The sequence below is a fragment of the Salipiger aestuarii genome (genome assembly GCF_003259905.1).
Taxonomy (GTDB): domain Bacteria; phylum Pseudomonadota; class Alphaproteobacteria; order Rhodobacterales; family Rhodobacteraceae; genus Salipiger; species Salipiger aestuarii.
Window position 1 is genome coordinate 1 of sequence record NZ_QLMG01000029.1, and the last position, 24765, is coordinate 24765.

Annotated in this window: 24 protein-coding genes and 1 pseudogene; 11 read left to right on the forward strand and 14 right to left on the reverse strand. The window is 64.5% G+C overall.

All coding sequences use genetic code 11. The annotated features are described in order from the left end of the window. Positions 1–245: 245 nt before the first annotated feature. Positions 246–344, forward strand: a pseudogene (locus tag ATI53_RS24425) (IS5/IS1182 family transposase); the annotation flags it as partial. A 213-nt stretch (positions 345–557) separates the two neighbouring features. After that, entirely contained in the window at positions 558–1910 is a 1353-nt protein-coding gene (locus ATI53_RS14705) for a cytochrome P450 (protein ID WP_111550718.1), read from the forward strand. 63 nt (positions 1911–1973) lie between these two features. Here ATI53_RS14705 and nqrF read toward each other — a convergent pair whose 3' ends face one another. From nqrF to ATI53_RS14735, 6 genes are read right to left on the reverse strand one after another with little or no spacing between them, the layout of a single operon-like run. Next, positions 1974–3197, reverse strand: coding sequence for an NADH:ubiquinone reductase (Na(+)-transporting) subunit F (gene nqrF / locus ATI53_RS14710; protein WP_111550719.1), 1224 nt, complete (start codon positions 3195–3197; stop codon positions 1974–1976). Positions 3198–3210: 13 nt separating this feature from the next. Further along, on the reverse strand, positions 3211–3819 hold the full coding sequence (gene nqrE, locus ATI53_RS14715; protein ID WP_009505962.1) for an NADH:ubiquinone reductase (Na(+)-transporting) subunit E: 609 nt from the start codon (positions 3817–3819) through the stop codon (positions 3211–3213). Beyond that, positions 3819–4472, reverse strand: a complete 654-nt coding sequence (locus ATI53_RS14720; RefSeq protein WP_111550720.1) for an NADH:ubiquinone reductase (Na(+)-transporting) subunit D — start codon at positions 4470–4472, stop codon at positions 3819–3821. The genes nqrE and ATI53_RS14720 overlap by 1 nt, the downstream gene beginning before the upstream one ends. A 1-nt stretch (position 4473) precedes the next feature. Then, entirely contained in the window at positions 4474–5295 is an 822-nt protein-coding gene (locus ATI53_RS14725; RefSeq protein WP_111550721.1) for a Na(+)-translocating NADH-quinone reductase subunit C, read from the reverse strand. Next, the gene (locus ATI53_RS14730) at positions 5288–6487 is read right to left on the reverse strand and encodes an NADH:ubiquinone reductase (Na(+)-transporting) subunit B (RefSeq protein WP_009505965.1); all 1200 of its coding nucleotides are present in this window, start codon (positions 6485–6487) and stop codon (positions 5288–5290) included. Before ATI53_RS14730 ends, ATI53_RS14725 begins: the two co-directional genes overlap by 8 nt. Before the next feature lie 3 nt (positions 6488–6490). Continuing rightward, positions 6491–7834, reverse strand: coding sequence for a Na(+)-translocating NADH-quinone reductase subunit A (locus ATI53_RS14735; protein ID WP_034453167.1), 1344 nt, complete (start codon positions 7832–7834; stop codon positions 6491–6493). A gap of 212 nt (positions 7835–8046) precedes the next feature. Here ATI53_RS14735 and ATI53_RS14740 point away from each other — a divergent pair, with 212 nt between their 5' ends. Both ATI53_RS14740 and nqrM read left to right on the forward strand, forming a co-directional pair. After that, positions 8047–9030, forward strand: a complete 984-nt coding sequence (locus tag ATI53_RS14740; protein ID WP_111550735.1) for an FAD:protein FMN transferase — start codon at positions 8047–8049, stop codon at positions 9028–9030. 19 nt (positions 9031–9049) lie between these two features. Next, the gene (nqrM, locus tag ATI53_RS14745) at positions 9050–9289 is read left to right on the forward strand and encodes a (Na+)-NQR maturation NqrM (protein ID WP_009505968.1); all 240 of its coding nucleotides are present in this window, start codon (positions 9050–9052) and stop codon (positions 9287–9289) included. A 17-nt stretch (positions 9290–9306) separates the two neighbouring features. Here nqrM and ATI53_RS14750 read toward each other — a convergent pair whose 3' ends face one another. Further along, on the reverse strand, positions 9307–9498 hold the full coding sequence (locus tag ATI53_RS14750) for a hypothetical protein (protein ID WP_009505969.1): 192 nt from the start codon (positions 9496–9498) through the stop codon (positions 9307–9309). Between the two features lie 81 nt (positions 9499–9579). On the opposite strand from ATI53_RS14750, the gene ATI53_RS14755 reads away from it, so the two are divergent. The 4 genes from ATI53_RS14755 to ATI53_RS14770 all read left to right on the forward strand — a co-directional run bounded on the left by ATI53_RS14755 (position 9580) and on the right by ATI53_RS14770 (position 13219). Continuing rightward, entirely contained in the window at positions 9580–10098 is a 519-nt protein-coding gene (locus ATI53_RS14755) for a CBS domain-containing protein (RefSeq protein ID WP_009505970.1), read from the forward strand. 126 nt (positions 10099–10224) lie between these two features. After that, entirely contained in the window at positions 10225–11616 is a 1392-nt protein-coding gene (locus ATI53_RS14760) for an ethanolamine ammonia-lyase subunit EutB (protein WP_111550722.1), read from the forward strand. Next, positions 11617–12375: an ethanolamine ammonia-lyase subunit EutC gene (gene eutC / locus ATI53_RS14765; protein WP_111550723.1), complete on the forward strand. Its 759-nt coding sequence runs from the start codon at positions 11617–11619 to the stop codon at positions 12373–12375. It abuts the gene before it with no gap. 109 nt (positions 12376–12484) lie between these two features. Then, positions 12485–13219, forward strand: a complete 735-nt coding sequence (locus tag ATI53_RS14770) for an SDR family NAD(P)-dependent oxidoreductase (protein ID WP_009505973.1) — start codon at positions 12485–12487, stop codon at positions 13217–13219. Between the two features lie 9 nt (positions 13220–13228). Here ATI53_RS14770 and arfB read toward each other — a convergent pair whose 3' ends face one another. The 6 genes from arfB to ATI53_RS14800 all read right to left on the reverse strand — a co-directional run bounded on the left by arfB (position 13229) and on the right by ATI53_RS14800 (position 18464). Then, positions 13229–13651 carry an alternative ribosome rescue aminoacyl-tRNA hydrolase ArfB gene (gene arfB, locus ATI53_RS14775; RefSeq protein WP_009505974.1) on the reverse strand — a complete coding sequence of 141 codons (423 nt, stop codon included), beginning with the start codon at positions 13649–13651 and terminating at the stop codon, positions 13229–13231. Between the two features lie 322 nt (positions 13652–13973). Further along, on the reverse strand, positions 13974–14615 hold the full coding sequence (locus tag ATI53_RS14780; protein WP_111550724.1) for a queuosine precursor transporter: 642 nt from the start codon (positions 14613–14615) through the stop codon (positions 13974–13976). A 64-nt stretch (positions 14616–14679) separates the two neighbouring features. Continuing rightward, entirely contained in the window at positions 14680–15528 is an 849-nt protein-coding gene (locus ATI53_RS14785; RefSeq protein ID WP_009505976.1) for an esterase-like activity of phytase family protein, read from the reverse strand. A 26-nt stretch (positions 15529–15554) separates the two neighbouring features. After that, entirely contained in the window at positions 15555–16472 is a 918-nt protein-coding gene (gene mepA, locus ATI53_RS14790) for a penicillin-insensitive murein endopeptidase (RefSeq protein ID WP_009505977.1), read from the reverse strand. Then, a complete protein-coding gene (locus ATI53_RS14795) occupies positions 16469–17836 on the reverse strand; it encodes an MFS transporter (protein WP_009505978.1) in 1368 nt (455 codons plus the stop codon). The genes mepA and ATI53_RS14795 overlap by 4 nt, the downstream gene beginning before the upstream one ends. A gap of 94 nt (positions 17837–17930) precedes the next feature. Continuing rightward, a complete protein-coding gene (locus ATI53_RS14800; RefSeq protein ID WP_009505979.1) occupies positions 17931–18464 on the reverse strand; it encodes an acyl-CoA thioesterase in 534 nt (177 codons plus the stop codon). A 136-nt stretch (positions 18465–18600) separates the two neighbouring features. Between ATI53_RS14800 and ATI53_RS14805 the strand changes: the two genes are divergently transcribed. From ATI53_RS14805 to ATI53_RS14815, 3 genes are all read left to right on the forward strand, one after another. Then, the gene (locus ATI53_RS14805; protein ID WP_009505980.1) at positions 18601–18882 is read left to right on the forward strand and encodes a YggT family protein; all 282 of its coding nucleotides are present in this window, start codon (positions 18601–18603) and stop codon (positions 18880–18882) included. A 95-nt stretch (positions 18883–18977) separates the two neighbouring features. Further along, entirely contained in the window at positions 18978–21059 is a 2082-nt protein-coding gene (gene recQ, locus ATI53_RS14810) for a DNA helicase RecQ (RefSeq protein ID WP_009505981.1), read from the forward strand. A gap of 120 nt (positions 21060–21179) precedes the next feature. Continuing rightward, a complete protein-coding gene (locus ATI53_RS14815; RefSeq protein ID WP_111550725.1) occupies positions 21180–21935 on the forward strand; it encodes a YaaA family protein in 756 nt (251 codons plus the stop codon). Between the two features lie 24 nt (positions 21936–21959). On the opposite strand, the gene ATI53_RS14820 is transcribed toward ATI53_RS14815, so the two are convergent. Continuing rightward, complete coding sequence (locus tag ATI53_RS14820; protein WP_111550726.1) at positions 21960–24668, reverse strand: hybrid sensor histidine kinase/response regulator; 2709 nt, start codon at positions 24666–24668, stop codon at positions 21960–21962. Between the last annotated feature and the right edge of the window lie 97 nt (positions 24669–24765).

Sequence of the window (24765 nt, forward strand, 5' to 3'; positions counted from 1 at the left end):
TCCCGAACAACGAAGAGACCGGCAGCGGGACCCTGGGGTGGGGCGCATGACGCGCGCCGTTGCGCCCTCGCCATCCTTGACCGTGGCGTCGTCCCGATTGTTCCTGTCCGCAGGAACGGTCGGCCATAAAGAGCAGAACCCGACCGCTTGGAGCAGGGCCGAAAACGATCGGGCCGTCTGCAAGCCCGGCTCAGGATCCCGCCCCCAACGCCCGGATCGCGGCGAAACTGCGCGGCGTCGCGGCCTTTGCCGAGCGCATCGCCGCAACGGACCGCGACCGCCAAACCGGCGAAATCCACATCCCCATCGCACTCATGACCCGCTTCAATGCTCTGGGTGCCGCCGGAACCGCCGCCGGGGCCAGTGCATCGACGTTCCGGGCGTGGGAAGGCGACACAATCCGGGCGGCGCACATGGCGCAGACGCGATCACCAATGCGCAAAACCACTGGATTTGCAGGCCCCGCGCCATAGGTAAGAATCACACGCCCGTCGCAATCCGCTGGTCATGGGTCGAAAGGTCCCCGGCAGCCGGTGCGAAAAGGAGATCTCTGCATCATGCCTGCCTTTGTCCCCCCCACGGTGACCCCACCCGGAAAACCTCTGGGTATTCTGCCAAGCTTGCGCGAGGCGCGGCGCAATGTTCTGGGGATCATCCCGGCGATTGCCTACACCCAGCCCATCGTCACGGGCCGGACCGGGCCCGCACGTTGGCACATGGTCCAAGGTCCCGAGGGGATGAAGCACATTTTTCAGACCAACGTCGGCAACTATCCCAAATCCGAGGTGATGATCCGGATGTTGCGCCCGGCGGTGGGCAACAGCCTGTTCACGTCCGAAGGCGCCGCCTGGCGCTGGCAGCGTCGTGCCATCGCGCCGGTCTTTGCCGCGCGGAACGTCGATGCGCTGGCCCCGGTGATGACGGCGACGGCGGCCCGCGCGGCTGACCGGCTTGCCGCTTCGGGCGGTCAGGCCGAACTGGTGAGCGAGATGCTGTCGGCCACCTTCGATGTGATCTGCGATGTCGCCCTGTCGGGGCGCGAGCATTTCGACGCCGAAGTGTATGGCGCGGCGATCACGCGCTATTTTTTGACGGTGGGCCGGGCGTCGTTGCTCGATTTCCTGGAAGTGCCACCCTGGGTGCCGCGCCCCGGCGAGTTATTCGGCCGCAACGCTGTCAGGACGATGCACAGCATGGTTGCCGCAGCGATCGACGAACGCCGCAAATCCGGTGCTGGCGCGCAGGATGACCTGTTGGATCACATGTTGAAAGCCAAAGATCCCGAGACCGGGCGCACCATGTCGCCGCAAGAGCTTTTGCACAACATGCAGTTCTTTATCGTGGCTGGCCATGAGACCACGGCGCTTGCGCTAAGCTGGGCGCTGTACCTGTTGGCGAACGATTCCGCTGCGCAGGATCGTGCCCGCGCCGAGGCGCAGGGCGTGCTGGGCTCCCGCCCGGCGCGGGCGGACGATCTGGGCGCGATGCCCTATGGCGCGCAGGTTCTGGACGAGGCGATGCGGCTTTATCCGCCAGTCGCCTTTCTCGCCCGCAATGTGCTGGACGAGGACCGGATCTATGACCGCGACATTCATGCGGGCGACACCGTTTTCGTCAACATCTGGTCGATGCAGCGCCACGCGAATTACTGGGACGGCCCCGATACGTTCAACCCCGACCGGTTTGCGCCGGAAGCGAAGGCGCAGCGGGATCGCTATCTGCATCTGCCGTTCGGGGCCGGGCCGCGCATTTGCGTGGGTGCGAATTTCGCGATGATGCAGGCCCAGATCATCCTTGCCACGCTGTTGGCGCGATTCCGCTTCAGTCCCGGCGGGCCGGCGCCCGAACCGGTCATGCACATGACCGTGCGGCCCGAGCCGGGCATCACGCTCAACATCGAACCGCTGTGAACGGAGCATGAAAAAAGGGGAGGCGCGCGCCTCCCCTTTCCTATGTCTGGCAAGTCGTTGGCCTCAGCCGCCGAAATCGTCCAGCATGATGTCTTCGCGATCCACACCGAGGTCGAGCAACATGTTGATCACCGACTGGTTCATGATCGGCGGGCCGCACATGTAGAATTCGCAATCCTCGGGCGCCGGGTGGTCCTTGAGGTATTCTTCATACAGCACGTTGTGGATAAAGCCGGTGTAGCCGGTCCAGTTATCCTCGGGCAGCGCATCCGAAAGCGCGACGTGCCATTCAAAGTTCGGAAATTCCGCTGCCAACTGGTCGAAATCTTCGACAAAGAACATCTCGCGCTTGGACCGTGCGCCGTACCAGAAGGTGATCTTGCGGTCGCGGTTTTGCAGGCGCTTGAGCTGGTCGAAGATATGGCTGCGCATCGGCGCCATGCCCGCGCCGCCGCCGATAAACACCATTTCCTTGTTGGTATCGCGGGCGAAAAATTCGCCGAACGGGCCGGAAATCGTGACCTTGTCGCCGGGCTTGAGGTTGAAGATATACGACGACATCTTTCCCGGCGGGATACCTTGCGAACCCGGCGGCGGCGAGGCCACGCGGACGTTCAGCATGATCAGCCCCTTTTCGTCGGGGTAGTTGGCCATGGAATAGGCGCGCTCCAGCGGCTCTTCGACCACCGATTCATACTGCCACAGATTGAACTTGTCCCAATCGGGGCGGTATTCCTCGGCGATGTCGAAGTCCTTGTAGGACAGCTTGTGCGCGGGGGCTTCGATCTGGATGTAGCCCCCGGCGCGGAAGTTCACGTCTTCGCCTTCGGGCAGTTCCAGCACGAGGTTCTTGATGAAGGTTGCGACGTTGTCGTTGGAACGCACGGTGCATTCCCACTTCTTGACGCCGAAGACCTCTTCGGGGACCTCGATCTTCATGTCCTGCTTGACCGCGACCTGACAGGACAGGCGGTCGCCGCAGGCGGCTTCGCGCTTGGTGATGTGGGTTTCCTCGGTCGGCAGAATCGACCCGCCGCCTTCGAAGATGCGCACCCGGCACTGCGCGCAGGTGCCGCCGCCGCCGCAGGCGGAGGGCACGAACAGCTTCTGTTCGGCCAGCGTCTGCAACAGCTTGCCGCCCGCCGGGACCGAGATGGTTTTCTCGTCGTTGATGGTGATGTTGACGTTGCCGCTGGACACCAGTTTCGACCGCGCCGCGATGATGACGGCCACCAGCGCAAGCACGATCAGGGTGAACAGGAAGACGCCAAGGGAGAAGGTGATCACGTTCCGGTCTCCTTCAGAGTTTGACGCCGCTGAACGACATGAAGGCCATGGCCATCAGTCCAGCGGTGATGAAGGTGATGCCGAGCCCCTGCAACCCATCGGGAATGTCGGAGTATTTCAGCTTTTCGCGCACGCCGGCCATGGCGGTGATCGCCAGCGCCCAGCCAAAGCCGGACGACACGCCATAGGTCAGCGCCTCGGGGAAATCATAGGCGCGTTCAACCATGAACAGCGACCCGCCAAGGATGGCACAGTTCACCGTGATCAGCGGCAGGAACACCCCAAGCGCATTGTAAAGCGGTGGAAAATACTTATCGAGCACCATTTCGAGGATCTGCACCAGCGCGGCGATCACCCCGATATAGGAGATCAGCCCGAGGAAGGTCAGGTCCACGTCCGGAAAGCCCGCCCAGGCCAGCGCACCGGGGGCCAGCAGATAGTTCAGGATCAGGTTGTTGGCGGGCACGGTGATCGTCTGCACGACCATCACCGAGGCCCCGAGGCCCATCGCGGTCGAGATCTTTTTCGACACGGCGATGAACGTGCACATGCCAAGAAAGAACGACAGCGCCAGGTTTTCGACAAAGACCGCCTTCACGGCCAGGGAAATGAGACCTTCCATCAGTGTGCCTCCACCGACTGAATCCTGTATTCACGGTCTTCCTGCTGTTTCGGCTTCCAGGTGCGCAGCGCCCAGATCAGCAGACCGATCACGAAGAAGGCCGAGGGCGGCAGCAGCAGCAGCCCGTTGGGCACATACCAGCCGCCGTTGTTCACCGTCGGCAGGATGGTGATGCCGAACAGCGATCCGGACCCGAACAGTTCACGGACCACGCCGACCGTCATCAGGATCAGGCCGTAGCCCAGCCCGTTGCCGATGCCGTCGATGAAGCTGTCCACCGGCGGGTTCTTCATCGCGAAGGCTTCGGCGCGGCCCATGACGATGCAGTTGGTGATGATCAGGCCGACAAACACCGACAGCGTTTTCGAGATTTCATAGGCGTAGGCCTTGAGCAGCTGATCCACAACGATCACCAGGCTGGCGATGATGACCATCTGCACGATGATCCGGATCGAGCCGGGGATCTGGTTGCGCAGCATCGAGATGAACATCGAGCTGAACCCCGTCACCAGCGTCACGGCCAGCGCCATGACGAAGGCGACGTTCAGCGACGAGGTCACCGCGAGGGCCGAGCAGATGCCCAGCACCTGCAAGGTGATCGGGTTGTTGTCGATCAGCGGGTCGACGAGTTGCGATTTGCGGGTTTGCACCATCTCAGATCTCTCCTGCCTTCAGCCGTTCAAGGAAGGGGCCAAAGCCTTGCTGGCCCATCCAGAAGCGGACAAGGTTGTCGACGCCGTTGGATGTCAGGGTCGCCCCCGCCAGCGCGTCGACGTAATATTCACGGCCCGCCGCGGGGGGGGTCTTGGCCACGGTGATTTGCAGCACATCGTCTTCGTCGCGCAGCTTCTTGCCGTTCCACAGCGCCTTCCAGCGGGGGTTGTCGACCTCGGCGCCAAGACCGGGGGTTTCGCCCTGCTGGTAGAATTGCAGCCCGTAGATGTCGTTGCCGTTCTCTTCCAGCGCGATGAAGCCATACAGCGTCGACCACAGGCCGTAACCCTCGACCGGCAGCACCACCTTGTCGATGTCGCCCGCGTCGTCGCGCAGGATATAGATCATCTGGAAATACTGCTGTGTGCCGCCAAGGCCGGCGGGGTCTTCATCCAGCGCGCGCACGATGGCGGGGTCCTTGGAGGTGGCCAGTTCATCGAAGGTTTCGATGTCGTACTGATCGGCGAATGCGCCGGTATCAAGGTCGACCACATGCGGTTCGAAGGCGGCAAAGGCTTCGGCGACGGGCACGTTGGGGTCGTAGACGCCCGCAACCTCCAGCACGTTGATCTGCTTGTCGCGCAGGCGGTTGGCGTCCTGCACAGGGCGCAGCGTGACGGCGGCGGCGGACACCACCATGGATGCCACAAGGCACAGCGCCACGGCGACGGTGACCGTCTTGGCGGTGTTGTCCGGCGGGGTGTCCAGAAAGCGGCGGATCATGCCCTTGTTTTCCGAAGGGGTTTCAGGGGTCTCAGGCATTGCGCTTGGCCCTCCGTTTGATGTTGGCCTGCACGACGAAGTAGTCGATCAGCGGCGCAAAGACGTTGCCGAAGAGGATGGCAAGCATCATGCCTTCGGGGAACGCCGGGTTGATGACGCGGATCATGACGACCATGAAGCCGATCAGCGCGCCATAGATCCAGCGGCCGGTGTTGGTGTGGCTGGCCGACACGGGTTCGGTCACCATGAACACCAGGCCAAAGGCATAGCCGCCGACCACAAGGTGCCAGTACCACGGCATCGCGAACATCGGGTTGCTGTCCGATCCGATCACGTTCAGCAGCGACGCAAAACCGATCATGCCCAGCAGGCAGCCCGCCACCAGCCGCCAGTTGGCGATCTTGGTGATCAGCAGGAACGCCAATCCGATCAGCGCGGCGATGGTCGAGGTTTCGCCGATGCAGCCCTGGATCGTGCCGATGAAGGCGTCCATCCAGGTGATGCCGTGCTGGGGCAGGGCCGCCATGCCTTCGGACGCGCCTACCGCCAGCGCGGTCGCGCCGGTGTAGCCATCGACCGGCACCCAGACGCTGTCGCCCGACATCTGCGCGGGATAGGCGAAATACAGGAAGGCCCGGCCCACCAGCGCAGGGTTCAGAAAGTTCTTGCCGGTTCCACCAAACACTTCCTTGCCGATGACCACGCCGAACGTGATCCCCAGCGCGACCTGCCACAGCGGCGTTGATGCGGGAAGGATCAGGGTGAACAGCATGGATGACACAAGGAAGCCCTCGTTCACCTCATGGCCGCGCACGACAGCAAAGATCACCTCGAAGATACCGCCGACGGCCAGCGTCACGATGTAGATCGGCAGCCAGTACAGCAGCCCGTGCAGCATGTTGGCCAGCGGATTGGCCGGGTTGAACCCGATGCCAAGCCCGTCGATGATCGCGGCCCGCCAACCCGACGCGCCGTGATCGGCGATCGCGAGGTTGGTCTGAAGCCCGGTGTTGTACAGCCCGAACAGGATGCAGGGGATCGTCGCGATGACCACATAGGTCATGATCCGTTTCATATCGATGTAGCTGCGCGCGTGCGGCGCCACGGTCGTCACGGTTTTCGGGGTGTAGACGAGGCTCTCGACCATCTCGTAGATCGAGTAGTATTTCTGGAGTTTGCCGCCCTTGTGGAAGTGCGGCTCGATCCTGTCGAAGACTTGACGCAGGCCCAAGGTTTACCCCTCCTTCTCGATCTTGATGAGGCTGTCGCGCAGGGCGAGGCCGTATTCGTATTTGGCGGGGCAGGCAAAGCCGCAGAGCGCGAGGTCTTCCTCGTCCAGCTCCAGCGCGCCAAGCGCCTGCGCGGTGTCGGTGTCCATGACCAGCAGCGCGCGCAGCAACTGGGTGGGCAGGTAATCCTGCGGCATCAGCTCTTCGAAGGTGCCCAATGGCACCATGGCGCGGCGCCCGCCGTTCATGTTCGTTGTCAGCGCGTGCAGCTTCCTGGTAAAGGCGGACCCCAGCACCGGCTGATAGGCGTATTTGTCTTTCATCGGAAGAATCCAGCCCAGCACGTTCTGCTCGGTGTCTTCCTTGATAAGCGTGATCTGGCGGTGATAGCGGCCAAGATACGCGGTTTCACCGACCCCCATGCGCCCCGACAGGATCGAACCCGAAATCATCCGCACCGGCAGTCTGGTCTCCAGATCGTCATGGCACAGTTCCTGGATCGACGCGCCGGCGACGGTGCGCACCAGGCGCGGGCGCTTGCACATCGGCCCCGAGATGGCGATCGTTTTGGTCATCTCCAGCGTGCCGCTGTCCACCAGTTTCCCGATGGCGATGACGTCGTGATAGCCGATGGTCCACACCGTCCGGGTGGCGGTGGGCGGTTCCAGGAAATGCATGTGCGTGCCCGCAAGGCCCGACGGATGCGGCCCCGAAAAGCCCGCGACATAAATGCCCGGAATGCCCGCGCCGGGTACGTCGCTGTCGGCGTCCATGCACAGATAGGTGTGGCCCTCGGTCAGCCTGGTGATCGCGGTCAGCCCGTGGGTAAAGGCGTGGCTGTCCTCGGCGATGATCGCGGCGGCATCACCGCTGAGCGGTTCGCTGTCCATCGCGGTAACATAGATCGCAGCAGGCCGCGTGTCGCGGGCGGGCACCTTGGAATAAGGGCGGGTGCGGAACGATGTCCACAGCCCGGCGGCGCACAGCCGTTCGACCACGCCGTCGGCGGTGTGGATGTCGCCGGTGTTGGAAAAATCCACGGGTTCGCCCGCCGCCGTGTCGAGTTCGATCTCAACGCTGGTCAGCACGCGACGCAGCCCGCGGTTGATCGCCTTGATGCGCCCCGCGACGGGAGAGGTGACTTTCACCTCGGGCGTGTCCTTGTGCGCAAAGATCGGCGATCCCGCGCGCACCATGTCGCCCTCTTCAACCTCGAGTCGGGGTTTCAATCCGATGTAATCCGCCCCGAGGATGGCGACCGTGCGAATTGCGGGGGCATCCTCGATCCCGCCTTCAGGCGCTCCGAGCACCGGAAGGTCGAGCCCTTTTCTTAACGTAAATCGCTGCACGTCACTCTCGTCCTGTCCATTTTTGCGGTCTTATGCGCCGCAATACGCCGTTTTTGAAGGGGCCAGTCGAGGCAAAACCTAGTTTAATGTTGAATCCGGCGGTAAAACGGCTCAGAAGCCGGGCAACACGCCAGCGAATGCGACACAACCCCTTCGTGGAGACCATAAACGTGCCCGAGCAATTCACCTTTTCCCGCCGCAGTTTCCTTGTCATGCCGCTTGCGCTTGCCGCCTGCAAAAAGGGCTGGAACGTGCTGGAACTGTCCGGGCTGACCATGGGCACAGGGTATAGCATCGTCGCCGTCGATCACACGAGGAATATCGACCGGGCCGAATTGTCCGCCGCCGTGGATGCCAGTTTTTCGGATGTCATCGCGCAGATGTCGAACTGGGATGCCGGCTCGGAACTGTCGCGCTTCAACGCGCATCGGTCCACCGACGCCTTCACCGTGTCGCCGGAACTGGCGCGCGTGCTGAAGGCCGCGCAGGATGTGCATGATGGATCGGATGGCAGGTTCGACGTGACCGTCGGGCCGCTGCTGGATCTGTGGGGCTTTGGCGCTGGCAGCACGCGGCGTGATGCGCCCGGCGATGCCGAAATCGCCGATGCGCTGGCGTGCTGCGGTCAGGGCCGGTCGCTGGAGGTTCAGGGCGCTGCCCTGCGCAAGCTGCGCCCCGAGACCGAGATTTATGTATCGGCCATCGGCAAGGGCCATGGCATCGACCGCGTGGCGCAGACGCTCGCGGATTTCGGCCTGACCGATTACATGGTCGAGGTGGGCGGCGATCTGTACACCGCCGGACGCAACCCCGATGGCCAGCCCTGGCAGATCGGCATCGAAACCCCCGACGCCCATGATCGCGGCGTGATGCAGGTGGTCAGCCTGTCGGGCATGGGCATGGCGACCTCGGGCGATTACCGCAATTTCTTTGAACAGGATGGTGTGCGCTATTCGCATATCCTGGATGCGACCACGGGGCGGCCGGTGACGCATAACACCACCTCGGTCACCGTGATGACCGACAGCGCGATGCTGGCTGACGCCTGGGCGACCGCGCTGCTGGTTCTGGGCCGCGACCGTGGGCTGGAAATCGCAAATGATCGTGACATGGCCGTGCTGTTCCTTGAACGCGGCGACGCGGCGGGCGACGTTGTGACCACGGCCTCGGATCGGTTCACATCGCTTCAGGCCTGATCCTGACGGAGAACGCGTGATGTCGACGTTTGTGCTGGCCTTTGGGCTTTTGATGATGGTGATGCTGGGCATGGCGCTGGGCGTCATTCTGAACGGACGGACGATCAAGGGCAGTTGCGGCGGGCTGAACGCCATCTCGGACGCGGATCACTGCGTGGTTTGCAGCCGCGAGATCGACCCGGATTCTCCGCTCAAGGAACGGTTGGGCAATTGTCCGAGGGCCAAGAAGATGCTGGATGAGATGGAGCGCGGGGCCTAGGCCCCGCGTTTCGCGTTTCAGGGCCGAAGCGGCAGGAACGCCAGCGCCAGAAGCCCCCCGGCGGCGATCAGCCCATAGACCCACAACTGCCACAGCGGACCGTCGGCTTTCCAGGTGCGGCGGTATTGAACCCCGGCGACGCAGGCGGCGGTAAACAGCGCCGTGGCGCTGACGGGTGTCAGCGCGAAGCCGGGCATCATGTCTGGCATTGTCGAATTTCCTTCCCGGACGGGTCCGTTTGACCGTACCCTGATCGCACTACCCCTCCGGAGGAGCAAGGGAGAGCTATCATGCCTGCATCCTACCAACCCCACACCAGGGACGACGATCCCGAACATACCGTCAGCCAGTCGCTGGAAACCAACCTCAGGGCCGCCGACCTGACCGTGCGCCACCTGATCGACCAGAAGGGGCGCGCGGTGTTCTCGACCTCTGCGGACGAGACCATCGGTACCGTTGTCAGGCTGTTGCGGGACAATGATATCGGGGCTGTCATGGTGCTGGACGCGCAATCCAGTCTTGTCGGCATCCTGTCTGAACGCGACATCGTGCGCCGCCTCGCGGACACGCCGGGCCAGACCCTGCCGCAGACAGTGGCAGAGCTGATGACCCGCAACGTCGAAACCTGCACGCTGGACGATTTGCTGGTCAGCGTTCTGCGCCGCATGACCGATGGGCGGTTTCGCCATATGCCGGTGATGGAAAACGGCGCCGTGATCGGCCTGATTTCCGTGCGCGACGTGGTGCGCTATCGCCTGACCGCGCTGGAATACGAGGCGTTGCAGCTCAAGCAACTGATCGTCGGCTAGGCGCGGCTGCGTCTGCCCGAAAAGCGGGCGCTGGCCCCGCGCGCGTGCCGCGCGGGGGCCGCGATGCGTGGACCTGAGGACAGGCGAAGGTCTAACTGTTCGGCAAGCACGACAAGGAGAGCCTGTATGTACGGCACCAGCATCGGGGGAGAAAGTTTCCGTTTTGCGGACCTGAAAACGCTGATGGCGCGGGCCACGCCGCTGCGCTCGGGCGACCAGCTTGCGGGGGTCGCCGCCGAAACCGATGTCGAACGGGCGGCGGCGCAGGTGGCGCTGGCGGATTTGCCGCTTCGGGCGTTTCTGACCGAAACCGTGGTTCCCTACGAATCCGACGAGGTCACGCGGCTTATCATTGATGGGCATGACGCGGTGGCCTTTGCGCCGGTATCGCATTTCACGGTGGGCGATATGCGCGACTGGCTGCTGTCGGACCAGGCCGACGGCAAGGCGCTCGCGGCGCTCGCGCCCGGGCTGACGCCCGAGATGGTTGCGGCGGTGTCGAAAATCTGCCGGGTGCAGGATTTGATCCTGATTTCAAAGAAATGCCATGTGGTGACGGCGTTTCGGGGGACGGTCGGTCTGCCGGGGCGCCTGTCGACGCGCTTGCAGCCGAACCACCCCACCGACGATCCGCGCGGCATCGCGGCGTCGATCGTGGACGGGCTGATGTATGGCTCCGGCGATGCGGTGATCGGCATCAACCCGGCGTCCGACAATCTGCACGCGACCGTCCAACTGCTGCATCTCCTGGACGACATCATCCAGGAGCACGCCATCCCGACGCAAAGCTGCGTGCTGAGCCATGTCACCAACACCATGGCCGCCATCACAGAGGGCGCGCCGGTCGACCTGACCTTTCAATCCATCGCGGGCACCCAGGCGGCAAACGAAAGCTTTGGCATCTCGCTGGCGCTGCTGGCCGAGGCGCACGAGGCGACGCTGTCGCTGAAACGCGGCAGCGTCGGCGACAACGTGATGTATTTCGAAACGGGGCAGGGGTCGTGCCTGTCAGCCGATGCGCATCACGGCGTCGATCAGCAAACGCTTGAATCGCGCGCCTACGCCGTCGCCCGCCGCTACCGCCCGCTGCTGGTGAACACCGTGGTGGGGTTCATCGGGCCGGAATACCTGTATGACGGCAGGCAGATCATCCGCGCCGGGCTGGAGGATCATTTCTGCGGCAAGCTGCTGGGCGTGCCGATGGGCTGTGACATCTGCTACACCAACCACGCCGAGGCCGATCAGAACGACATGGACATGCTGCTGACGCTGCTGGGGGCGGCGGGCATCAATTTCATCATGGGGATTCCGGGATCGGATGATGTGATGCTGAACTATCAGACCACATCTTTTCACGACGCGCTTTACGCCCGTCGCGTGCTGGGACTGCGTCCCGCGCCGGAATTCGAGGACTGGCTGGATCGTGTCGGCCTGATGGCCAAGGACGGCGGCTTTACCCCCGCAGGCGCGCCGCCCGCGCTGCTGGCACAACGCCTGTCCCTGCTGGAGGCCGGTTGAATGGGCGATGTGACACCCCTTCCCGACCAGCGGTTCGAGGACCCCTGGGCCAGGCTGCGCCGCCACACCTCGGCGCGGATCGCGCTGGGCCGCACGGGCGTGTCGCTCGGCACCGCGCGCAATCTGGAATTCCAGGTCGCGCATGCGCAGGCCCGCACCGCGGTGCATTCGGCGCTGGATCTGGATGCGCTGGAACAGGCGGTCGGCCCGCTGGTCCGCCTCACCTCACGCGCGCCGGATCGTGCCGCCTATTTGCAACGTCCCGACCGGGGGCGGCGACTGGATGACACTTCGGCGCAGATGCTGGAAACGCAGCGCAAGGGCGCCGATCTGGCCATCGTGCTGGCCGATGGGCTGTCGTCGCTGGCGACCCAGGATCAGGCGCCGGGGTTCCTGTCGGCCTTTTTGCCGCTGCTCGACGGGTTCAGCGTTGCGCCGCTGGTTGCGGCAACGCAGGCGCGGGTCGCCATCGGGGACGAGATCGGTGCGATTCTGAACGCCCGGATGGTCGTCGTGCTGATCGGGGAACGCCCCGGCCTTTCGGCGGCGGACAGTCTTGGGCTCTACCTGACATTCGGGCCAAAGCGGGGCCGCACCGATGCGGATCGCAACTGCATTTCCAACATTCGCCCCCGCGGCCTGTCATCGGCAGATGCCGCCCACCGCGCCGCATGGCTGGTGCGCGAGGCGTTCAGGCTGGGGCTGTCCGGTGTTGGGCTGAAGGACCGGACCGTGACCGTGGACGCCAGGCTGGAATAACACGCGCCACACCGGGATGTTCACGCCCCTCTTGGTGTCGCGCCCCGTCGGCGGGCTTGCCGTGCGCACGCGCCCGGTCCACACCTGAGCCGACACACAGGAGGCCGCGATGACGGACCACAAGACGCTGCTGCTGACAGGCGCAAGCCGGGGCATCGGCCATGCGACCGTAAAGGTGTTTCAGGCGGCGGGGTGGCGGGTGCTCACCGTTTCGCGCACCGCATTCGATTCGCGCTGCCCCTGGCACGCAGGGGGCACCGATCATATCCAGGGCGATCTGGCCGATCCGGCGGCGCGCGACGAGATGGTCGCGCGGGTGCGTGAAACGCTGGGCGGCGGCGGACTGCATGCCATCGTCAACAACGCCGGCATTTCGCCCAAGGGCGAGGGCGGCGGGCGGCTGGGTATCGCCGAAAGCTCTGACGAGGTCTGGCAGGCGGTGATGAACGTCAACCTGATGGGGCCGGCGGCGCTGATGCGCGATCTGCTGCCGGAACTGTCGGGGGCGCAGGGGGCTGTCGTCAATGTCGGGTCGATCGCCGGACGGCGCGTGCACCCCTTTGCCGGTGTGGCCTACGCCTGTTCGAAAGCGGCGCTTGAGGCGCTGACCCGCGAGGCCGCCGCCGAACTGGGCCCGCGCGGCGTGCGCGTGAACATGGTGACCCCCGGCGAGATCGAGACCGAGATCCTGTCGCCGGGCACCAAGACCATGACCCGGCTTATTCCCCTGCGCCGTCTTGGCAAGCCCGACGAGGTCGCGCGGGTCGTGCTGTTCCTGTGTTCGGCGCAGGCAAGCTATGTCAACGGCGCGGTGATCGACGTGAACGGCGGCCAGCACGCCTGACGGCGCGGTTCAGGGCGCGGGGTCGATCTTGCCGCGCAGGTTCTTGACCTCGCCGCGCTGCTTTTTGGATTCCAGCCGGCGGCGTTTCGATCCAAGCGTGGGCCGGGTGGGGATACGCCGCTTGGGCTTTTCGCAGGCGCGCTGGATCAGATCGGCCAGCCGCTCACGCGCGATTTCGCGATTGCGCACCTGACTGCGGGTTTCATCGACCTGAAGCACCAGCGCGCCTTCCTTGGTCCAGCGCCGCCCGGCCAGCTTGCGCAGGCGGGTCTTGACCGGCTGGGGCAGGTTCGGGGACCGTTCGGCCTCGAACCGCAATTCCACCGCCGAGGACACCTTGTTCACGTTTTGCCCGCCCGGCCCCGAGGCCCGGATGAACTGTTCGGTGATTTCCCAATCCTCGATGGATATGCGGTCGTTGATGCGCAGCATGTCGGGGTATGTAGCATAAATGACAGGGGCCGCCACGGTTTCCCGAAGCGGCCCTGGGCTTTCGCGGTGGAAAGCTTCAACTGAAATGGGCCACCCTGCCTGTGGGGTGACCCATTCGAGACGTCAAGGAGGCGGGCCGGTTAGGCAATGCCAACCCTGAGAAGAGTCTCTGCGAGGGGTTGCCCTAGCAGATCATCCTCCGGGCTGTTCCGACACCTCTCTCCAATGTGACTCTAGACACTGGATCACCTCCTTTCAGCTGTTGAAAAACGCAAGATCAGGTTGGCACGGATAAGCCTATCCGCAAAGCGTTTTTAGCAGATCATGCGTAAGCGTTTCGTGACATTGCCTTCGAAACGATCACCCGGAAGGGGATCAGCGCGATCACCGCAAGCGCCAGCTTGACCAGCCAATCCGCCGTGCCCAACGATACCCAAAGCGGCACGACCGGGCCAACCCCCAGCAAAGGCAGGGCTTCCTGCGCCCAGGACACATCGTTGCCGGGGTCCACGAACGTCAGCGCGCCGGAAAACGCGATGGTAAAGAAAATCGCCGTGTCCAGCGCGGACCCCACCAACGTGGATGTCAGCGGCGCACGCCACCAGGCGCCGCCGCGCAGCCGGTCGAATATCGCCACGTCCATCATCTGCGCGGTCAGGAACGCAAGGCCCGAGCCAAGCGCGATGCGCAGCGTGACGGCGGGGTAGGTGTAGCCGTCGCCCTCCAGCATGATCTGCGTGCCGATCAGCGAGCAGATGACGCCGACGACAAAGCCCGCCAGCACCACCTTGCGGGCGGCGCGCGCGCCGTACAGGCGGTTCATCACATCGGTGACGAGAAAGGCCAGCGGATAGGTAAAGGCGCCCCATGTCAGCCATTGGCCGAACAGGAACTGCACAAGGATATTCGAGGCCAGCACGATGGCGGCCATGGCTAGAATGCCGGGAAGATGTTTGCGTGTCATGAGTGACCCGTTTTGACAAGGTGGCGGGGAACTTGTGCCGGGACACATGCCCGAACGCGGCTTGTTACGGCCTCTTGTCCTGAAAATCAAGCGTTTCCGGCACGCGGTATTCGACCAGCTGGGTTTTTTGCAGCGCGTTGAAATTGTCGTCCGAGATCATGGTCAGGCGGATTTCGCCCTTGTCGTCGCGCCAGACCGCCAGCCCTTCGAGGTTGTCGTGCTGAAAGACCGAGGATCTCAGCAGCTCGGTCTCGCCGGTCAGTGCGTCTTCGGTCATATCGAAACGACGCACGCGCGAGCGAAAGGCAAAGCCGGTGAATTCCCGCTCCAGCAGATAGAACCGCCCGTCCGGCCCGACATCGGCCCCAACCGCCAGGAACCCGCCGCGCCGGGGGATTTCATAGGGTTGCGTCCAGCGATCGCCCTCTTGCCGCCAGACGGGAAAGGGGCGGGTCAGTTCACCGGACCGTTCCGGCAGCGTCAGCATGCGGCCCTTGCCGTCGACCGCCAGCGCCTCAAGCCCGCTGTTGTGCTGCAGGGTGCGAAAGTCGGGGCTGCGGCTGCGTTCCCCGACAAAGGCGCCCTGCCCGTCGTGGATCCAGACCCGCGAGGGGCCTTCGAACGACACATGGTTCTGACCGTCAAGGACCGCCAGCCCCTCGCTGTCGCCCGCGCCCTGATAGCCATAGGGGGATTCCAGCGTGCTGATCGCGGTGCCGGCGACCGACACGATGCGACCGTTGCTGCGGGTGATTTCGGCGGTGACAAGGATCGACCTGTCGCCAACCGCCGTCAGGTGGCTGCCGTCGGCTGAAATCTCCAGCCCGGACAGACCGCCAAACCGGTCTGATCCGTTTGTCCAGGTGTAGCTGCCGACATAGGTGGCCTCGCCCCCGCTTGCGACGGCGGCCATGGCGATCCCTCCGGCCAGCGCGGCGGCTACTGCGCCGCGAGAACGGATGCGCATTGGGCCGGAAGGTCCCCCATCACAAGGTCGCGTTTGGGTTTCGGCGCGGGCGCGTCGGGGTCGGGGGGCGGCGGGTTGAGGATGTTGTCGACCCAGGCCCGCGCGTCGGCGCAGCCGTCCCCCGGCGGTGGCGGGGCCTGGTTCACGCAGCCGGTCGCCCCCGGCGGACAGGACAGCCGCACATGGAAATGGTAATGGTGCCCGTACCAGGGGCGGATCTTGTTCAGCCAGGCGCGATCGCCCTTTTCATCGTTGCACATCTGCACCTTGGCGCCGGGAAAGACAAAGATGCGCGCAACGCGTGGATCGCTTGCGGCAGCCCGGAGCAGTTCGTGATGGGCGCCGGTCCAGCCGTTGTTGACATAGGCGCCCGAGGCGCGGCGCATGGAAATCGACGACAGGCTTTCGCGCGTGGCGCGGCTGAGCGCCAGATCATTCGCCGGCAACATCCATATATCCGCGTCCAGACCCATCTGGTGGCTGGCATGCCCCGAGGTCATGGGCCCGCCGCGCGGCTGGCTCATATCGCCCACATAGATCCCGTTCCAGCCCGGCAGGCGCGACGCCTTGCGCGACAGATCCTGAAGATAGTCGACCAGTTCGGGATGGCCCCAGTTGCGGTTGCGTGACAGGCGCATCGCCTGCCAGGTCGGGCCGGTTTCCGGCAATTGCACGGCCCCCGCGACGCAGCCCCTGGAATAGCTGCCAAACGCGGCGGGGGTCTGTTTCGTCCCGGTGCTTTGCCCGCCGAACATCGACTTGGCGCTTTTGGTCGACAGCACGCCGGTGACGCGGGGCAGGTCGGCCTCGGTCGTGGCGGGGGCGGGACGGTCATCGCCGCAGCCCCACAGGAAGGCGGCGGCGGTCAGGGCGGTCAGGGTGCGGATCATGCTGCTCGGTCTCCGTCGGGTTGCACCCAGCGTAGCAGAGCCAGCCCCCCGAGGAAAAGGAAGATCACCGGCAGGAACCCCAACTGGTTGGATTGTGTCCACAGCGTGAAGAAAGTGATCAGCGCCGGCGCAAGGAACGCCGTGGCCTTGCCGGTCAGCGCGAACAGGCCAAAGGCTTCGGCGGCGCGGTCGGGGGCGGTGTGGCGCACCATCATCGAACGTGACGCGGAATACAGCGCCCCGCCGGCCCCGCCGATGATGGCCCCGCAGACGTAAAAGAGGCTGTCGGGCAGCGTCGACCCCGCGGGCAGCGCAAACCCGAAGATCCGGTCGCGCGACATGCCGATGATGACGCAGCTGACCGCGATCAGCAGCCAGACGCAGGCCACGATCACCGGCTTTGGCCCCAGTCTTTGGTCCGCATGGCCCCCGGCCCAGCTGAGGATGGCGGCGGCGATGGCGGCGATGATGCCGAACACGCCGATCTGGGTGATTTCCCAGTTCAGCACGAGCCGCGCATAGATGCCGCCGTAGGCATAAAGCGCGCCCAGTGAATCGCGATACAGCATCGACGCGATCAGGAAGCTGCGGTAGGACCGCCTGTCGCCAAGGTCGCGCAGACTGGCGCGCAGGTCGGCGAGAACCCGCGCCGCTTTGATGCGCACGGGCCGCGCACCCGCGGGGTCGCGGTTCCACAGGAAAAACGGGACCATGAACAGCGCGAACCAGATGGCGATGAACGGGCCGACGAAACGGGTGCCCTCGCGCGCCTCGGGGTCCAGCCCCAGGATCGGCGCGATCCCGATCAGGGTGGTGCCGTTTTCGTTCTCGGCGAACAGCATCAGCATGATGAACAGCGCGACCACTCCGCCCCAATAGCCAAAGGCGGACGCGCTGCCCGAGATCCGTCCCACCTCATCCGGGGTGCCCAGCTGTGGCAGAGTCGCGTTGTTGAGGTTGAACGCGCATTCCGATGCGGTGAACCCGGCCCAGAACGCCACCAGAGCCAGCATCAACCCGGTGCCATCGGGCAATAGACCCCAAAGGGCGGCGGCGCAGATCACCGCGATGGCGGTAAAACCGGCAAGCCAGGGCATCTTGCGCCCGGACGCATCCGCCCACGCGCCCAGCAGCGGCGCGGACAGGGCGATGAACAGCCCCGACACTGTCTGAGCCGATGACCAAAGCCCCTGCGCCTGCGCCTTGGCGGCGTCTTCGGCCATGCCGAGCCCCAGATAGTAATCCGCCGCCACAGCCGCGAAATAGGGCGAAAACACAAAGGTCAGCCCCAGCGTCGCATAGGGCTGCTGCGCCCAGTCAAAGAACATCCAGCCCCAGATGCGCCGTTTCGAAACCTGTCCCATGCCGCCCCCTGCTGTGTGTGCCGGGTTAGAGCAGGCGGGTGCCCCGGCAGGCAAGCGGCAAAGGCGCCTGTCGCGGATGTTTCACCGGGCGGGGTCACATGCGCGGCGGCCAGGGGCGGACATCCTCGGCGTCGATCCATTTCTGCACGAATTCAGGCAGGGGGGGGGACTGGGTGTCATGCCCCATCGCGGTCAGAACCTGTGTGGGCGGCACGATCCCGCCCGGTCCGGTGATGGCGCCGCGATAGACCGCGTGATTGGCGCAGATTCCGTCCTGGCGCCACATGCTTTGTTCAAGATAGATGAACCGCGCATCCCAGCCCACGATATGCGAGCGCATCTCGAAGGTTTCGAACACGCGGATGCGGCGGCGATAGCGCACACAGGCGCCCGCCACCGTCAGCCCCCAGCCTTCGCGCTTGAGAACCCCGATCAGCCCTGTCCGCGTCGCCAGCGGAATGCGCCCCAGATCGTACAGCGTCAGCGTGCGCCCGTTGTTCAGCTCGCGCCACAGGTCGATGTCCCAGGGCCAGCAGGTGTGATGCGACACATGCATTCCATTCACCCCCAGCGGGTCGGCATTTCTGAACTTGGCCATTTCCTTGGCCATGCGGATGAACGGGTACATGCAGCGGTTCCTTCTTTTTGTGGCGAGACTGCCGCGCTGTGGCGGTGCATCAACCACGACTTCACGGCACTCTTGTTCCGCACGGATGGCATGCCTAAATACCCTCGGCAACCAGGGCGAAAGGGAAGACCGGCACATGATGGCAATTTACGGACCGCTGAAGCTGATCCTTGATGTGGTCTTTTTCATCATGATCGTCCATATCATCATGAGCTGGCTGATCAATTTCAACATCCTCAACCTGCGTCAGCCGATCGTGGCGCAGATCTGGGCGGGGCTGAATCGCCTGCTCGAACCGCTGTACACCCCGATCCGGCGCATTCTGCCGGACACGCGGCCGCTGGATCTGGCGCCGCTGGTGGTGTTCATCATCGTGATCTCGCTGCGCGATTATATCCTGCCGACGCTGCTGTTCTGACCGTTGTGACGCGGGCGGCAGGCTTGTTCACCGAATCTTAGTATGCGATCCTGCATCCCAGAGCAGATTTAGCGAAAATTGGCAGGATCCACGCGATGCCCCGCGACGCAGACGAAAGCGCCAGCCCGCCAGGCGAGGCGCTGCTGAAAGAGGTCTTCGGCTTTGACGTTTTCCGCCCTGGACAGGGCGAAATCGTCGATGCGGTGGCGCGCGGCGACAACGTGCTGGCGATCATGCCGACGGGCGGCGGCAAGTCGCTGTGCTTTCAGTTGCCCGCGCTGATGCGGGGCGGAATCACGGTGGTGATCTCTCCGCTGATCGCGCTGATGCGCGATCAGGTGCGCGGTCTGCGTGAACTGGGGGTGTGCGCCGGGGCACTGACCTCGGGCAACACGCCCGAAGAAACCGACGCCGTGTGGACCATGCTGCACGAAGGCCGGCTGAAACTGCTGTATCTGGCGCCGGAACGGCTGGCCAATGGCGGCACGCAGCGGATGTTGGCCGAGGCGGGCGTCAGTCTGATCGCCGTGGACGAGGCGCATTGCGTCAGCCAGTGGGGGCATGATTTCCGACCCGACTACCTGCGCATCGGCGAATTGCGCCGGGCGCTGGGCGTGCCGCTGGCCGCTTTCACCGCGACCGCCGATCCCGAAACCCAAGAGGAAATCACCCGCCGCCTGTTCGATGGCGAAGAGCCCAAGACCTTTCTGCGCGGCTTTGACCGGCCCAACATTCACCTGGCCTTCCGCCCGAAGGACAACCCGCGCAGCCAGATCCTGCGCTTTGCCGCCGCGCGCAAGGGGCGGTCGGGCATCGTCTATTGCGGCACCCGCAACAAGACCGAGTCCATCGCCGGGGCGCTGCGCGATGACGGTCACAGCGCCTGCCACTACCACGGCGGCATGTTCCCCGAGGACCGCCGCGAGGTCGAGGAACGCTTTGCCGTCGAGGATGGGCTGATCGTGGTCGCCACCGTCGCCTTTGGCATGGGAGTCGACAAGCCCGACATCCGCTGGGTGGCCCACGCCGACCTGCCCAAGTCCATCGAATCCTACTACCAGGAAATCGGACGCGCCGGTCGCGATGGTGCCCCCGCCGAAACCATGACCCTGTACGGGGCCGATGACATCCGCCTGCGCCGCTCGCAGATCGACGAGGGCAACGCGCCCCCGGAACGCCGCGCCGCCGACCACGGGCGGCTGAACGCGCTGCTGGGTCTGGCCGAGGCGCTGGGCTGCCGACGTCAGCAGCTGCTGAACTACTTCGGCGAAGCGTCTGAACCTTGCGGCAATTGCGATCTGTGCGACAAGCCTCCGTTGGTGTTCGACGGCACCGAGGCGGTGCGCAAGGCGCTGTCCGCGGCGCTGCGCACGGGTGAAAGCTTTGGCATGGGGCATCTGGTCGATATCCTGATGGGCAACGACACCGACAAGGTGCGCCAGCGCGGCCATGACAAGCTGCCCACCTTCGGCGTGGGTCGTGACCTGAAGAAAGGCCAGTGGCAGGCGGTGTTCCGGCAGATGATGGGGTTCGACCTTGTCCGACCCGATGCCGACCGCCACGGCGCGCTGGTGATGACCGACGCCGCTGTGCCGATCCTCAGGGGCCAGGAAACGATCAGGTTGCGGCGCGACGTCATCGACCGCGCCGCCGACCGCCGCCCGCAGGTCAAGACGCTGGTCTCCGAAGAGGATGCGCCGATGATGTCGGCGCTGAAAGCGATGCGCACGGCGCTGGCGCGCGACGCGCAGTTGCCGCCCTACATGATCTTTCCCGACCGCACGCTGATCGAAATGGCGGAAAAGCGGCCCGCCAGTCTGGACGACATGGCCCGGATCAACGGCGTGGGGGCGAAGAAGCTGGAAAGCTACGGCGCGCAGTTCCTGTCCGTCATCACCGGCGCTGTCGAAGATATGCACCCGGCGCGCCGCAAGCTGGCGGGAACGGATGCCGGGGCGATCCTTGACCGGTTGCAACAGGTGCAACTGGATCTGGCGCGGGGCGAAGACGGCACCGGCAAGCCGCTGTCCTGCACCACCGCGACGCTGCGCCAGATCGCCGAGCGGCGGCCGTCGACGCTGTCCGACCTCGCGCGCATGGGCGGCATGGGCGAACAAAAGATCGACCGTTTCGGCGCCGCCTTTCTGGACGTTCTGGAGCAGGGCAATGAGGGCTAGATGACCGACACATCCGGGGGCCGGTCTCGCGGTTGGCTCCGGCGCGAAACCGGTGCAGAAAGGGGCCGCCGGGGCGCCGCCCCACACGACGCCCCTTGCCGCATGTAGGAGACCGGCCCTTTGCTTATCCTGTTGTCACCCGCCAAGAACGTGAACGAAACCCGCGCCGCAGGCCATGCCACCACGGTTCCGCGCTTTCTTGACGAGGCCGAAGACCTCGTCTCGGTGGCGCGGACATGGTCGGCGCAAGACATTTCGCAGATCATGAAGGTGTCCGGGGCGCTGGCTGCGCTGAACGTCGACAGGTTTGCCGACTGGACCCGGACCGGAGATTGCGCGGCGGGCCTTCTGTTTGACGGAGATGTCGCTAGGGAACTGGAATTCGGCACGCTGGACGAGGACGCGCAGCAATCCGCGGCGGTGCGGCTGCGTTTCCTGTCAGGGTTGTACGGCTTGCTGCGCCCGTCGGATGGCGTCTGCGCTTACCGGATGGAAATGGGGCGGAAAATCCCCGGCCATCCGGCGGGCACGCTGTATGAATTCTGGGATACGAAAATTTCGGAAGCCATCGTCGAAGACGCCGCCGCAGCGGGTGCGGGCGCGATTATGAACCTTGCGTCGGAAGAATACAGCAAGGCGGTCAAGCCATCCGCGCTGGGCGATCTGGCGCTCGTCAGCCCCCGGTTCGAAGATATGACCGGGGGAAAACGGCGGGTCATCGGTGTCGCGGCCAAGCGCGCAAGGGGGGCAATGGCGCGCTGGGTGCTGCAAACCGGCGCGACGGACCCGGCCGACATCCAGGCCTTTGATGTCGGAGGGTACGCGTTCGATCCCGCCACTTCGGAGCCGGGGCGGCCGGTGTTCCTGCGCGGCTGATCCGCGTCGGCACGGGCTGGCCGGTCACGCCCGATCTTCCAGCCGGGCCGCGCCGCCATCAATCGCAACCAGGGTTGCGACCTGCGGGGCATCCGGCCCGGTCCATTTGTCGACCAGATGCGCCAGTTCCGTCCGGCGCAGCGGCTTGGTCAGGTAATCATCCAGTCCGGCTTCGAGAATGCCGTCGCGGTCGCCCGCCATCGCGTGGGCGGTCACGGCAATGATCGGCACGCACGGACCGCCGGCCGACTCGATCTTGCGAATTTCGTGCGTGGCTGCCTTGCCGTCCATTTTCGGCATCGAAATATCCATGAACACGATGTCGGGGCGCCGTTCCTTATACGCCTCCAGCGCCTCGATTCCGTTGGCCGCGAAACGCAGCTTGACCAGTACGTCCAGCTTCTGGATCATCTTGCGAAAGACCAGCTGGTTGGTCCGGTTGTCTTCGGCCAGAAGAATGTCGAGCGGGCGCGCGGGCGTCGTTTCCGGCGCGGGCGGCGGCGCGCTGCGCACAGAGGCAAAGCCCGACGTCATGTCCCGATGGCGGAACGCGGGGAACGCGAGCGGCGCATCGATGCCGGGCTCGGCGTCCGGGGCCACGCCGGGGCCCGTGTGAGAGTCGACGCCAGGCTCGACGCCCGAGGCGGGAACGGGCACGGACGATGCGTAAAGCGACGCGAGCGCCGAAATCAGCCGCCGCCTCTGCACTGGCTTGGGCAGCACCGCATGAACTCCGGCGGGGCGCGCATCGTCGGAAATCGCCTGCGGATCCGCAGAGAGCAGGATAAGCGGAAGATCGGGCACCAGCCACCCGAGCTGTCGCGCCAGATCAAGGCCGCTGAGTTCGGGCAGATCCTGTTCCGAGATCACCAGATCGGGCGGTTCGCTCATCTTGTCCAGCGCATCTTCGCCGGTCTGGCAGGCGGTGACGCGCAGGCCAAGGCCTTCGAGCTGGGCGCTCAGGATTGCGCGGGTCATCGCGTGATCGTCGATCAGCAACACGGTGCGCAGCCCCTCGGGCATCGGCACAGGGTCGGCCGATGTATCCTCGGCCACGTCGAGCGGTATTTTCAGCCCGAAACAGGACCCCAGGCCCAGATCGGATTGCGCCCAGACCTCGCCGCCCATCATCTCGACAAGGCGCTTGGTGATGGCAAGCCCCAGTCCGGTGCCTTCGAACTGGCGGTTGCAGTCGTCGTCGGCCTGATTGAATTCACCGAAGACGTGGTCGATCTTGTCGGCGGCGATGCCGATGCCGGTATCCTCGACCGTGATATGGATGCACGCACGGTCGCTGTCTTCGATCAGGCCGGTCAGGCGGACCATCACATGCCCGTCGGCGGTGAATTTCACCGCGTTGCCGATCAGGTTGGTCAGAATTTGCCGGATGCGACCCGGATCGCCCATCACGCTTGTTGGCAGGAACATGTCGTAATCGACCAGCAGTTCGACGCCCTTTTCCCGTGCGGCGGGCTGAAGCAGCAGCACGATGTCATGCACGGTGCGTTCAAGATCGAAAAGTTCGGGTTTCAGCGTCAGTTTTTCCGCCTCGATCTTGGAATAATCAAGGATGTCGTTGATGATGACCAGCAGCGCCTCGCCCGAGCTGCGGATGGTGTCGACATAGAGCTTCTGTTCGTCGGACAGGTCGGAATCGCGCAGAAGATCGGCCATGCCCACGACGCCGTTCATCGGCGTGCGGATTTCATGGCTCATGTTCGCAAGGAACGCCGATTTCGCGCGGCTCGCAGCCTCGGCGCGCAGCTTGGCGACTTCGAGTTCCTGCTGCGTTCGCTTGATGTCGGTGATGTCGACCCGCAGGCCCACGCGCCCGCCATCGCTGAGAGGGCGTTCGTAGATTCGCAGCCAGCGCCCGTCGTCGAGCTGCTGTTCCTTTTCGGTCGAGGCGCTGCGATGCGATGCGAGCCGTTCCTCAAGCCATTCTTCCTCGCGGCCGACGGCGTCGATGTGCTGGCCCTGCGCCAGACCGTAGCGCAGGATGTCCTCAAAGCTGCGGCCGGGCACGATGGCGGGGGCGGTCTTGTGATAGATCTCGCGGTAAGTGCCGTTGCACATCAGCAGCCGTTCATCGGAATCGTAGATGACAAAACCGTCGGGCAGTTCCTCGACGGCGGACCACATGCGCATCAGGTCGGTGATGTCGACACACAGCGACACCACGCCGCCGTCCGCCATATGCCTGTCCTGTACCTTGATGAACCGCCCGTCCCACAGCCGGATGGTGGTCGCGGGGATGGGATCGTTGTCCCACCTTGCCATCATCTGGTCCAGCCAGTCGCGCGGTTTCTGACCCTGCGGATCGACGATGCCTTCTTCCATCAGCATGCCCAGCACATGGCCGTAGCTTGCGCCCGGCCCGACGCTGTCGATGTTTTCGAACGGCGCCAGATAGGACGGGTTCGCCAGTTCCAGCGTCTTGCCCGGCGCGAACATGGCGAACCCGTCGCGCATGGTTTGCAGCGCCTTCCACAATTGGCCTTCGACCAGTTCGATCTTTTGGTTGGCCAGGCCCAGCTGCGATTTGACGATCTGGTTTTCGGACCGGACCTCGGATATCTCGGCGCGTGTTTCATGAATCTCGCTGCTGAGCGCGCGGGCGTGTTTGTTCAGTTTCCTGTTGGCAGCAAAAAGTTCCGCCTGCTTGAGCTCGAGCAGGCGCTCCGCTGCCAGACGTGCGCGGCGCTCTTCTGCCAGCCGTGCCGTAAGACTCATCGTCCTGTCGCCCTCCGAAACCGTCGCCAGATTGCACGCGGCCTGGTGAAGATCGGATTAAGCGCGGATGAATCAACGCTGCGGGAATCGTTGCCAT